11 protein-coding genes are annotated in these 12,472 nt (G+C 39.8%); 4 read left to right on the top strand and 7 right to left on the bottom strand.

The window, feature by feature from the left end:
- Positions 1 to 58 precede the first annotated feature (58 nt).
- Both FJR06_RS09755 and FJR06_RS09750 read right to left on the bottom strand, forming a co-directional pair.
- Complete coding sequence (locus FJR06_RS09755) at positions 59 to 1,705, bottom strand: lipoxygenase family protein (RefSeq protein ID WP_168651323.1); 1,647 nt, start codon at positions 1,703 to 1,705, stop codon at positions 59 to 61.
- Positions 1,706 to 1,726: 21 nt separating this feature from the next.
- Positions 1,727 to 3,061, bottom strand: a complete 1,335-nt coding sequence (locus FJR06_RS09750) for a cytochrome 450 (RefSeq protein WP_168651322.1) — start codon at positions 3,059 to 3,061, stop codon at positions 1,727 to 1,729.
- Between the two features lie 226 nt (positions 3,062 to 3,287).
- Here FJR06_RS09750 and FJR06_RS09745 point away from each other — a divergent pair, with 226 nt between their 5' ends.
- Entirely contained in the window at positions 3,288 to 4,001 is a 714-nt protein-coding gene (locus FJR06_RS09745; RefSeq protein ID WP_148762348.1) for an ATP-dependent Zn protease, read from the top strand.
- Positions 4,002 to 4,116: 115 nt separating this feature from the next.
- On the opposite strand, the gene nagA is transcribed toward FJR06_RS09745, so the two are convergent.
- Together nagA and FJR06_RS09735 are read right to left on the bottom strand one after the other, a co-directional pair.
- Positions 4,117 to 5,268, bottom strand: a complete 1,152-nt coding sequence (gene nagA / locus FJR06_RS09740) for an N-acetylglucosamine-6-phosphate deacetylase (protein ID WP_168651321.1) — start codon at positions 5,266 to 5,268, stop codon at positions 4,117 to 4,119.
- Positions 5,269 to 5,278: 10 nt separating this feature from the next.
- Positions 5,279 to 5,425, bottom strand: coding sequence for a hypothetical protein (locus tag FJR06_RS09735; protein WP_168651320.1), 147 nt, complete (start codon positions 5,423 to 5,425; stop codon positions 5,279 to 5,281).
- Between the two features lie 19 nt (positions 5,426 to 5,444).
- On the opposite strand from FJR06_RS09735, the gene purE reads away from it, so the two are divergent.
- The gene (gene purE, locus FJR06_RS09730; RefSeq protein ID WP_168651319.1) at positions 5,445 to 6,023 is read left to right on the top strand and encodes a 5-(carboxyamino)imidazole ribonucleotide mutase; all 579 of its coding nucleotides are present in this window, start codon (positions 5,445 to 5,447) and stop codon (positions 6,021 to 6,023) included.
- 86 nt (positions 6,024 to 6,109) lie between these two features.
- Entirely contained in the window at positions 6,110 to 7,165 is a 1,056-nt protein-coding gene (gene fni / locus FJR06_RS09725; RefSeq protein WP_168651318.1) for a type 2 isopentenyl-diphosphate Delta-isomerase, read from the top strand.
- Between the two features lie 123 nt (positions 7,166 to 7,288).
- Here fni and FJR06_RS24325 read toward each other — a convergent pair whose 3' ends face one another.
- Positions 7,289 to 7,426 (bottom strand): hypothetical protein, encoded by a 138-nt coding sequence (locus FJR06_RS24325; RefSeq protein ID WP_254434410.1) that lies wholly within the window; start codon positions 7,424 to 7,426, stop codon positions 7,289 to 7,291.
- 25 nt (positions 7,427 to 7,451) lie between these two features.
- On the opposite strand from FJR06_RS24325, the gene sppA reads away from it, so the two are divergent.
- Positions 7,452 to 9,269, top strand: coding sequence for a signal peptide peptidase SppA (gene sppA / locus FJR06_RS09715; protein WP_015083581.1), 1,818 nt, complete (start codon positions 7,452 to 7,454; stop codon positions 9,267 to 9,269).
- Between the two features lie 272 nt (positions 9,270 to 9,541).
- Here sppA and FJR06_RS09710 read toward each other — a convergent pair whose 3' ends face one another.
- Complete coding sequence (locus tag FJR06_RS09710) at positions 9,542 to 10,978, bottom strand: FAD-binding domain-containing protein (protein ID WP_168651317.1); 1,437 nt, start codon at positions 10,976 to 10,978, stop codon at positions 9,542 to 9,544.
- 130 nt (positions 10,979 to 11,108) lie between these two features.
- A complete protein-coding gene (locus FJR06_RS09705; protein WP_168651316.1) occupies positions 11,109 to 12,380 on the bottom strand; it encodes a dihydroorotase in 1,272 nt (423 codons plus the stop codon).
- Positions 12,381 to 12,472 lie beyond the last annotated feature (92 nt).

The following is a 12,472-nucleotide window of genomic DNA, read 5'->3' as shown; positions in this document are numbered from 1 at the left end:
AATAAAATACCCCATTTTAATATTATTAAAAAAGGGGTTTTGTCTATTCTGCAATTAGTTAAATACTAATACTGTTGAGAATAAGTCTGGGTTGTAGATATTCGTAATTTACTAAACGTCCCTTATTATTCAATTCAATTTTTCTCTGTACCACATTCAATTCTTGCTGAAATTTATTCACAACTTGGTCAGCATTTGGATCTGTAAATTCTTCCTCTTCATAATATCCCAGTCTGTCATAACGATAGTCTGAAAGTATGTACACAGTTGATAATTGGGTATTTGTGGGCTTGGCAGGTGGTAGAAAATCTATGAGGGCTTGACGGTCTTCAATATCACCCTTTTGTTGAATTTCTTGATAAGCAGCTAGGGGCATATTAGGAATAAAACCCATGTATTCATATTGGGAGAAATTAACTGCCGAATGCTGCGGACCACAAATATATATGATAGTAGTAACAATCTCAACTAATTGTTCTAGGGTATCAATGCGATCGCTCATACCCTTAACCCTACCACCATCCTGAGCCACCAATTCCCGCGCCCAAGCTTGCAGTTCTCCGTCTGCTTTCAAGTCTGCTGGACTCTTGTAATAAAGTTGCAAATAGTTAAATACAAACTTATTAATCGCATTCCATAACAAAATTCCATCATCCCGATAAGGATAATGTGGCAAGTTTTTCACATCATCTACACCGCGATTTTTGAGTTCCCTAGGTAGAGCAAACTGGTCTAGACTCCAACTTTTATAGGCATCTACCACAATTTGCAATGATTCTTGCAGAGTTCCTGCTAATAATTCATCCACAAAACCGCCCCTACTAACCAGACGCTTGCGAGCTAAATCATTATTAGCCAACATAAACCGGAAATGGGGTCTGAGTAATATTCTCAGAGGATGATTTTCAGCCAGTTGACGCGGGGTGACAACAGCAAAGGGTTCCATTACCAGGTGAGTACGGCATAAATGGCTGCTCATTTCATGATGATTACCATCAGCAATTTGCACACAGGACTTAGCATAAAACCAGGTTAAAGGGTCATCAAAAGGAGTTAGCAAGGGGCTGGCTTTACCTGCTTTGGGATTGATTTGAATGGCTACAGGGACTAATTGGCCTCGATCTTGAAAGCCCGAACTGCGCCAACAGAAAAAAGCTAGAGGTGCTGGTAGGTACTTTTTTCCTTTGGCATAAGTGCCACCTTGAACGAACGCCAAGGATCTATAATCAGCGACATATAGATTTCCTGTGGCCAATCTTTCGATTAAATTAATAGAATTGCCAAACTTAGCCTGTAATTCTTCGATGGTAAAGGCAAAGTTAGCTGGCATTTGCTTAATTTGACGTAAAACCATCGGATTTACCCCACAAAGCCGTTGTTCCGCGAAGGAATCATCGGTTTCATAGGTTTTCATCACATTAGGTTTTTGCAAAACTGGGAAAAAGTCTTCATAATCTTGCAATTGATCTAAAGGATCCCACATAGCATGAGTTTTAACAGCCATCATATTTAGAGGAAGTTCTGCTGCCTCTAATGTCCGTTCAGCAATATACTTAGTAGAAAAATTCTCTGCGGGAGGTACGCTTTTGAGCATCGCCATAGGAGGCAAAAAATCATACATGAATTGATACTCTTTGCGGCCTTTCTCTAGAGAAGATTGGCGTTGTGCGGGGTTTGGGTCATTTTGAGGTAGAAATGGCTGCATAATATTTATTTATGATATGGACTAGGATATTTGGCTTAAGTAAGAGCGACGAGCTTTACCCACGGTAATAATAACATTGGTCAGCATTTCTAATGCTAAGTCTTTCCCCGGACAAATGCGGCCAGCATGACGAGAACCAACGGAATTAAAACCCATGTGAAAAGGGCAAAGATTTTCTCTGTCTGCATTAAATTCATAAGCAGTTTTTCCCCAAAAATCTTCACTTAACATCCCCAAAAGCATAGGAATTAAAATTTTAGTTCCTTTCGGAAAAGTTCGCGCTTTACCCGCCAATGTCACCCTAAATGGTTCTGTAGCCACTCTGTGAGAGGCACTTACAGGCATAAACAGACGGGCGCATTCTAACAGAAAAAGTTGAATACTAGGACGATCATTAAGATCGAGCCTGTCCCAATAATTCTTAATGTCAATTTTATCAGTTTGACGACCTTGGTAAGCAGGAAGGGATTGATAACCTAATGCTGTTTTTCCCAAGTGTAGCGGCCCTTGCAACCCGGCAATACTCATTAAAGACACCATCAGTTTTGCAAGTTCTCGCCGCGTCATTTTATGATATTTAGGGTCGTTCTCTTGAAAATTAGCTAAGGCTGGAGAATTTTCGTAAATCGTCGCTACTTGCTCTACCAGTTCAGGAACTTGACGAAATCCCCATATATTTAACTTTTCTAAACTACTGCTGCCAGCAAAATAATATAATGTTCCCCTTTTTGTATAGTGGAAGGTTGTAATAATTCTTATTGTTGCTTGATCATCAGGATTAATGCCAAAAATAACATAGTGAAGATACCGGACTAAAAAGCCCATCCAATCCCGTTGATCATTATTGAAAAATTCTTCTAAAGTATTATTGGTAATTCTATCTACATAATCAGCCGCTAACTTATTGAACAACCGTTGTGCTACTTGATCATTTTGACGCATTACCATGCCTTCATTAAAGAAGTAATTATCAACACACTTACGGAAAGCATGATGATTTTCCCCTCCGGGGGCTGCGTCTGAGAGAGTAATTAAAAGAACATTGCGACCTCCTTGATCAACTCCCGGACCATGACTAGAACTAAGCATGGAAGTTCCTAGTCTCCAGTCACGGGCTTGGGGTGAGGTTAAGGCGGTTTCTAGGGTTTTAAAGTCTCCTAAGACTACTTCCCCTGCACAACAAAAGGCATCCCCCAGCACTTGCCTTTTCCTGTCTAGGTAAGGTGGATTATTGGCAATTGTTCCCTCTACAAAACTGATTATAGGCAGAAAGGTACGGCTGACTGGGTTTTGAGGGTTCTCTATTGCCCAAGCCTGAAAGTGATTGAGGGCTTTGTCTAATAATGTTGGTTGCATAAAGGTTATTTTTCTTTTGAAGGATAGTTAAATTTAGTCGAAAATCCAGTTTTGATCAATATTTTTTAATTTTTGATATTTATAGCGTTTCCCATTTTAGATGGTTTTACGGAATATGGTACAAATTTATTATAGCAATATTCAAGATGTTCAGATCCCCGACTTCTTTAAGAAGTCGGGGATCTATGTTCTATGATATTTAAACAACCTCTTTAAAAAACTTCCCATGAGCCAAACTGCCATAAATCTCGTTGCTATATTCGTCTTTCTCATGACTTTTTCCAGCCTGTTAGGACCATTAATACATCTTTCCCCAACGATACCAGCTTTAGCTACTGTGACATTTTTAGGAATTGCAACTTTAGATAATTTCAGCTTTCAAGGAAAGGGAGGAACGATAGTATTAGATTTAATGGCGCGATTTTCTCCAGAATATAAAGAACGCATTTTACATCATGAAGCAGGTCATTTTCTCGTGGCTTACCTGTTAGGAATTCCGGTGACTAGCTACACTCTCAGCGCGTGGGAAGCTTGGAAAAAAGGACAACCAGGACAAGGGGGAATAACTTTAGAAGATAGCGAGTTAACAGCGCAAATAGAAACAGGTCAAATTACTGCTCAAATGCTAGACCGTTATTGTACTATTTGGATGGCGGGAATTGCGGCGGAAACTTTGGTTTTTAAGTCGGCTGAAGGTGGCAATGATGATAAAATTAAGTTAAATGAATTTCTGCAAGTTATCGGGTTTTCGGCAGCAGGTTATCAGCAAAAACAACGGTTTCATCTTCTTCAATCTAAAAATCTGATTCAGGAAAATTGGGATAGTTATCAAGCTTTGGTGACAGCAATGAGAAAAAGAGCTTCGATTGTCGAGTGTTTAGAAATAATTACCTCACACAAAGGCACTCCAGACGGGGAGAAAATGAGCGGTTATCACTAGAAATCTTTGACACTGAATCGGACGCACCTTCAAGGGTTTTCGGCATTCTCCTTATAATTGTTGCGTCCTGAAAATCCTCAAATCCTATAAATTCTGGTATGTTCACGCCCGAATATCAGGCTGTTAACCGTTTCCAAGACAGTTCTTTGCCAATTTGATCCCAGTTCCAGCGTAATAAATGACCGGGCTGATTAGCGGCAAATGTTGGTAAATTAATAGCTTGTCTAGGTGCGTCCGTAGCGAGGCTAATGGCGGTTTCTACGTCACAAATTCCCCATTTGACCAGATTTTGCACTCCCACTAATAATGGTAGGGTTGTTCCCGTTAATGTCCCATCTTGTAATCTGGCTGTACCGTTGATAATTTCTATTTGTCGGGTATCCCAAGGATAGATGCCGTCAGGTAATCCTAATGGTGCAAGGGCATCACTGACAATGAATAACCTTTCACTGGCACGCAGAAGAATTTTTAAGATCATCGGGGCAACGTGCTGACCATCGGCAATAAAAGCACAAAACACATCCGGATTGTTCATTGCTGCGCCTAATAGTCCTGGTTCGCGGTGGTGTAGGGGTGGCATGGCGTTGAAGGCATGAGTTATCATTGTAGCACCTTGAGTAAAGGCTTGTTGGGCTTCCGCTGCGGTGGCTTGAGAATGTCCTAAGCTGACGGTGATTCCCAAAGAACGCAAATATGGGATGACTTTCCCGGTGGTGTCTAATTCTGGTGCCAGGGTGATGAGTTTGACGATATGGGCATAATCTCCCAATACACGTTTAATTTGATCTATGGTGAGGGGAAGAAGATACTCGGCTGGATGTGCGCCGCGTTTGTAGTAGTTTAAAAATGGTCCTTCGAGGTGGACTCCGAGAATTTCTGCGGAGGTTGGAGAATTGGGGGTATAATTGGCGAGAATGGCGAGCGATCGCTGAATATTTTCGATAGAGGTGGTCACTAAGGTTGGTAAATAACCGTCAACTCCTGCTTCCCAAAGAAATGAAGAGATTTTTGGCAGCATAGAGGAATTTTTTACTGTTAATTCTGGAAAGGCCAAACCCAGTCCACCATTAATTTGTAAATCCACACCACCTAAAGAAATCCAGTCTCCAGACACATCTAAAACTTGTAAGTCTTGTCGTACGACTTTTTCCCATGCTGTATTCATAGACATAATTTGCTCAATTATGCCTGCTTGGTTAACTAAGATTCTTTGTAAATCTTGATAACCGGGGACTTTTGCGTTGATAATATCTACATTTGCCAGCATGGTATTTTTGTCAGTTGTTCGTTGTCAGTTGTTCGTTGTCAGTTGTCATTGGGAAGAAATATTCCCCTACTTCCCCTACTTCCCCTACTTCCCCTACTTCCCCTACTTCCCCTACTTCCCCCACTTCCCCTACTTCCCCCACTTCCCCAGTCCCCAATCCCCAATCCCTAAATTATATGAGTCTCGAAGTTGGTATTATCATGGGTAGTGATTCCGATTTGCCTACAATGAAGGATGCGATCGCTATTTGCGAAGAATTCGGTATTGTAGTTGAAGTTGCCATTGTCTCTGCCCATCGTACCCCAGAACGAATGTTTGAATATGCTAAAACTGCACATCAACGCGGTATCAAGGTAATTATTGCTGGTGCAGGTGGGGCGGCACATCTTCCTGGTATGGTAGCATCTTTAACTCCTTTACCTGTTATTGGTGTTCCCGTCGCTACTCGAAATTTACAAGGTGTGGATTCTTTATATTCTATAGTGCAAATGCCAGCAGGAATACCTGTTGCCACTGTCGCTATTGGGAATTCTAAAAATGCTGGACTTTTAGCTGTACAAATTCTTGCTACTCACCAACCAGAATTACTCGAAAAGGTGCAAGTTTATCGCCAAAGTCTTTGTAATATGGTCATGGAAAAGCAAGCTAAACTAGATCAGTTTGGATATGAAAAATATTTGAAGAGTCAGGAGTCAGGAGTCAGGAGTCAGGAGTCAGAAGCAGAAAGAAGGCAAAAGGAGAATATCAACGCTTGAGTATATACACAAACTTTTACTCCCCGTGTTTGAAGCGGCAGGGCTTAATGCAAAATATAAATATTCACATAACTCCATATTAAGCCGTGAACCCTCCTATTAACACCTCAGCCCAAACCCAAAATCGCAAAGCAGATCATATCCGCATCTGTTTAGAAGATAATGTCCAATCTCCAGTAATTACCACTGGGTTAGAAAAATATCGCTTTACCCATACTTGTTTACCAGAAATTGATGGTAAAGATATTGATGTGAGTACGACATTTTTGGGAAAACATCTCCATGCACCTTTGTTAATTTCCTCCATGACGGGAGGTACAGAACCAGCGGGAATTATTAACCGTCGTCTGGCCGAAGTTGCCCAAGAATACAAATTAGCAATGGGTGTAGGATCTGTAAGAGTGGCAGTGGAAAAACCCCAAGTTGCAAATACCTTTGCTGTTCGTAAATATGCGCCGGATATTCTCCTCTTTGCTAATTTAGGCGCGGTACAGCTTAATTATGATTATGGTATTGATGAATGTTTGCGAATTATTGATCTGGTGGAAGCCGATGCTTTGATTTTACATATTAACCCTTTGCAGGAATTCATTCAACCCAGGGGTGATACTAACTTTCATGGATTACTTGACAAAATATCTAACTTGTGCAACAACTTACCAGTTCCCGTAATTGCCAAAGAAGTAGGTAATGGAATTTCTGCAACTATGGCAGAAAAACTGATAGCTGTGGGAGTGCAAGCTATTGATGTGGCTGGTGCTGGTGGTACGTCTTGGGCAATGGTTGAAAGTGAACGGGCAGAAACTGTCTTACAGCGGCGTTTGGGGCAAACATTTGGGGACTGGGGGATACCCACAGCCGATTGTATTGCCAGTATTCGGGAGCATGATCCCGATGTTCCCTTAATTGCATCTGGGGGCTTACGCAATGGTTTAGATGTGGCTAAAGCGATCGCTTTAGGGGCTGATATTGCTGGTTTAGCAATGCCCTTTCTCAAAGCAGCAGCAGTATCGGAAGCGGCTGTAGTAGAATTGACAGAGGTATTAATTGCCGAAATCACCACTGTCTTATTTTGCACTGCTAACACCAATCTGTATAAATTAAAGCAATCTCAAAATTTACAGTTAATAATTGACAAATAACAACGAACAACTGTACGGGCGAAGCATTTGGAGAACTATTTTTGGCAATGATCGATAATTTATCTTCCAAATGCTTCGCCCCTACCGACAACTGACAACTGTACGGGCGAAGGATTTGGAGAACTATTTTTTGGCAATGACCGATAATTTATCTTCCAAATGCTTCGCCCCTACTGACAACTGTACGGGCGAAGCATTTGGAGAACTATTTTTGGCAATGAGCGATAATTTATCTTCCAAATGCTTCGCCCCTACTAACAACGAACAACTGACTTATAAATAACCAATGAATAATTTTCTTAAACAAACCTTAGCAAGTTTAATTGGCAGTTTACTAGGACTGACAATTTTCTCTGGAGTCAGCACAGTGGGATTCTTATTAATATTAATTGCGGTTGCTAGTTCTCAAAGTTCAACCCCAACAGTGAAAGATAAGTCAGTTTTAGTTTTCGACTTGTCTATGAATATCACCGATAGTGAACCTAATTCCAGTCAATTATTGCAAAAAACTTTTAGCGGTGTTGAAGAAAATAACATCACATTGCGGAAAGTTGTGGAAACATTAGATAAAGCCGGACGTGATCAAAATATTGTGGGTATTTATATAGATGGAACTAATGCTAATAGTGCAGTTGGTTATGCTTCCTTGAAAGAAATCCGTCAAGCATTAGAAAAATTCCGTAAAACTGGTAAAAAAATAATTGCTTATAGTACAGATTGGAGTGAAAAAGAATATTATCTAAGTTCTGCAGCCAATCAAGTTATAGTTAATCCTATGGGAGCAATGGAAATCAACGGTTTAAGTTCACAACCAATGTTCTTAGCGGGGGCATTTGAAAAATACGGTGTTGGTGTGCAAATTGTGCGGGTGGGTAAATTTAAGGGTGCAGTAGAACCGTTAATCCTCAATAAACTCAGCCCAGAGAACCGGGAACAAACGCAGAAATTGTTAGATGATGTGTGGGGAGAGTGGCGGAAATCTGTGGGTACAAGTAGAAACATTCTACCCCAAAAATTGCAAGCGATCGCTAATAGTCAACCAATTTTAGAAGCCACAGCAGCTAAATCTAATGGTTTAGTAGATACAATTGCTTATGAAGATCAAGTATTCACTGGCTTAAAAAAATTAACTGGTAACAGTGAAAAAGATAAAACATTCACAAAAATCAGCTTGAGTAATTATGCAGAAGTTCCTGGAAAATCCTTAGATTCAGATCATAAAATTGCCATTGTTTATGCAGAAGGAGAAATAGTCAACGGTAGCGGTGACGAAGGACAAATTGGCGGTGATAACTTTGCAAAAGTATTCTCAAAAATTAGGCAAAATAATCAAATAAAAGCAGTAGTTTTAAGAATTAATAGCCCTGGTGGTAGTGCTACCGCAGCCGAAATCATGCAGCGAGAAATCAAATTAACTCGTCAAATTAAACCCGTCATCGTTTCCATGGGAGATGTGGCTGCTTCCGGTGGTTATTGGATTGCTAGTGATTCCAACCGCATTTTTGCCCAAGCTAACACAATTACAGGTTCTATTGGTGTTTTTGGCGTATTATTTAATGGTCAAAAATTGGGCAATAATAATGGCATAACTTGGGATACAGTTAAAACGGCTCAATATGCAGATCAACAAACCATTTCCCGTCCTAAATCACCTCAAGAATTAGCAGTTTATCAACGCAGTGTTAACCGCATTTATAACCTATTCTTGGAGAAAGTTTCCCAAGGACGGAAAATCCCAACTGCAAAAGTAGCAGAAATCGCCCAAGGAAGAGTTTGGTCAGGAACAGCAGCCAAACAAATCGGTCTAGTTGATGAAATTGGTGGTTTAAATGTAGCCATTGAATATGCAGCTAAACAAGCAAAATTAGGAACTGATTGGGAAATACAAGAATATCCCAGAGTTAGTACATTTCCAGAACGCTTATTTGGTAAAAAATTAGATGAAACAAAAGCCAAACTAGGAATAGAAAAAACCCAAACTAAAAATTCCAACCCACTCATAAATGAATTGGGAAAATTACAACAGGAAATAAAAACTTTACAAACAATGAATGATCCTCAAGGGATTTATACTCGTTTACCCGTTAACTTCAAAATTGAATAGGGAATAATTATTAATCCAACTCCTCCTAGTAGTCTATCAATCCAAAAATGACGAATGAAGGCAAGCAGGGTGAGCAGGGGAGGAATAGAACCATTAACCGTTAAAATGTCTTTGACAGACTAAGTAGGTGAACACAATAAAACCAAACTGTGTAAAGAAACGTAAAATCGCTGAAAACTTCTTTACTCTTTACTCTTTACTCTTGCCTCTTGCCTCTTGCCTCTTGCCTTGCTATAACGACAATTTTCAACGCCAACCTACTTACTTGTTAATTAACTAATAGCTTTTTGTTGCTGATATAACTGCTTAAATAAAGCTTGCTGTTGTTTATGATCAACAATTGGTTGCGGATAATTTGTTCCATAATAATCTAACGGGGGAATTTTCCCAGTTACCAAATATTCTGGATCTACATAACGCAATTCTGGTATCCATTGCCGAATATACTCTGCTTCTGCATCAAATTTTTGGGTTTGACTAGCTGGATTAAAAATGCGTAATGGTTGGGGGTCCATACCACTAGAAGCACTCCATTGCCAACCTCCATTATTAGCAGATAAATCACCATCAATGAGTTTCTGCATAAAATATTTTTCTCCCCATTGGGGATTAATAATTAAATCTTTAGTCAAAAAACTGGCAACAATCATTCTACATCTATTGTGCATCCAGCCTGTTTCATTTAATTGCCGCATAGCCGCGTCAACTATAGGATAACCTGTTTTGCCCTCACACCAAGCCTGAAAATATGTTTCATTATTTTGCCAAGGGAAGGTTTTAAAAGTATCCCTATATGCACCGTTAGCTAAGGCTGGAAAATGGTACATAGCGTGTTGAAAAAATTCCCGCCATGCTAATTCTTTTTGCCATGTTTGGATACTGGCATTTACTTCTTCACTATTACTATTTGCTAAGGCTTCTATAGTAGTTTGCCAAATAGTTCTAATACCAATAACACCAAACTTCAAAGCTGCACTTAATTGAGATGTACCATGAATTGCGGGAAAATTCCGCTGTTCTTGATATCCATTAATAGCAGATTTTGCAAAATTATCTAATTTTTCTTGTGCTGCCAATTCTCCGGGAGAAATTATTAATTCTGCATCCCAAATAAAACCTAAATCTTCAGCAGCAGGTAAATTAATTGTTCCCTCTTGTTGAGCAATTTCTTCTTCTTTAGCTGTTAAATTCTCTAGATCTGCTAAAGTTTTAACAGGTTTAGCTTTAGATTTAGTAATCCAATTTTTCCAGAAAGGAGTATAAACAGTATAGGGAGTTTTTGTACCGCTAAAAATTTCCGTTGGAGAGTGCAATAATTGATCCCAATTATAGTTAAGAAATTCAATTCCTTCAACTTTCAAAGCCTCACTTACTGCTAAATCTCTTATTTGGGAATAAGGTTCAACATCCCAATTCCAAAATACAGCTTTAGCTGTTAATGCTGCTGCTAATTTGGGAATTGCAATAACAGGATCATTTTGTAAAATTAATAATTGACTACCCGCTTGCTGATATCTTTCCTGAAGAGATTGCAAACAGCCAATCATATATTTTACCCTAACGGGGGCAATATCATCACCTTCGAGAATTTGGGGATCTAGACAAAATACACCCACAATCTTCGCACTTCTTGCTCTAGCCGCAGCTAGTCCCGTATGATCAGAAATGCGTAAATCTCGACGATGCCAAAACAAAATTAGATCAGACATGGAATATTAATATAGTTCTGATATACTAAATAAGATTATACCAACTTTATGTAAAGCTGCACAGAATAATCATCATTCATATTTATCTGTGTTTATCCGCGTTCATCTGCGTTCAAATAATCTTAAAATCTTACAATTTAGTATTACACCAAACTTGCACAACCCGACCTGTAAGTTCTTGACCAAACCAAGGAGTATTATAAGCAAGTGTCTGAAGATTTGCCTTATTTACATTCCAAATTTGCAGAGGATTAAATAAAGTTAACTCGGCTTTTTCACCAGGTTGAATAGCTTTAACTTCTTGTTGTAAACAAGCCGCAGGTTGATGACTCAAAACGCGCCATAATTCCAAAGCTGTAAATTCCCCAGTCGCTACGAGATTTTGCCAAAGTAGGGGTAATGCTAATTCTAAACCAATTGCCCCCGGCGGTGATTCGGCAAAGGCTTGAACCTTTTCCTCATAAGTATAAGGTGCGTGATCAATAGCGATCGCATCTATTACCCCTGTTCTTACCGCTTCCCGCAAGCATAGCATATCTTGATGATTTCCCAAGGGCGGATCTAAATGCAAGGATGTGTGATAACTTCTAATAGCTGTTGTATCTAGTAAAACGTGCATCCATGTGGTACTAGCGGTAACAGGCACACCTTGAGCTTTAGCTTGAGCAATTAATTCGACACTGCGAGCAGTGGAAACACGCATAATGTGGACTGGTGTACCAATATCCGCAACTAATTCTAATAATGCGGCAATAGCCGTTGTTTCCGCACTGGCTGGAATCGGGGGTAAACCTATTCGCAAGGCTTCCGCACCTTCTCGCATCCTACCATTAGCCGCTAAATGGCGATCGCATGGACAAAAAGCCACCGGTTTGCCAAAGGGTTGCAGATACTCCAAAACCCGTCTAACTATCCCCAAATTGTCCCAAGGTTTAGCATCAGTAAAACCCACAACCCCTGCTGCGGCTAAATCTGCTACCTCTGTTAATTGTTTACCTGCTAAATCTAAGGTAATTGCTCCCCAGATGTGCAAATGAGGACAAGGTTTTTCCCTATCTCTCTGTTGCTGTAAATGTGCCACTAAAGCGGGTTTATCAATAGATGGTGATGTATCTGGTAAAACACCCACTCTAGTAAAACCACCAGCAGCGGCAGCTTGTAATAAAGAACTTAAAGTTTCTCGTTCTTCAAATCCCGGTTCGCCTGAATGACTATATAAATCAACTAATCCAGCCCCAAGAATTAAGCCTTGACAATCACGAATAGAAGTATCAGCACTAAAATCTGTAATTTGTGGGGCTATCTCTTGAATATAACCATCAATAATTAATACATCTGTTACTGTGTCAGTTTTCTGCACAGGATCAATTACTCTTACTTGTTTTAATAGTTCTTTAGTCATTGGTCAGTTGTCATTGGTCATTGGTCATTGGTCAGTTGTCAGTTGTCATTGGTCAGTTGTCATTGGTCATTGGTCATTGGTCATTGGTCATT

This window comes from Dolichospermum sp. UHCC 0352, from assembly GCF_009711925.1.
Lineage (GTDB): Bacteria > Cyanobacteriota > Cyanobacteriia > Cyanobacteriales > Nostocaceae > Dolichospermum > Dolichospermum lemmermannii.
The sequence above is the reverse complement of the archived record's forward strand: the minus strand, read 5'-3'. Positions and strand labels throughout refer to the sequence as shown.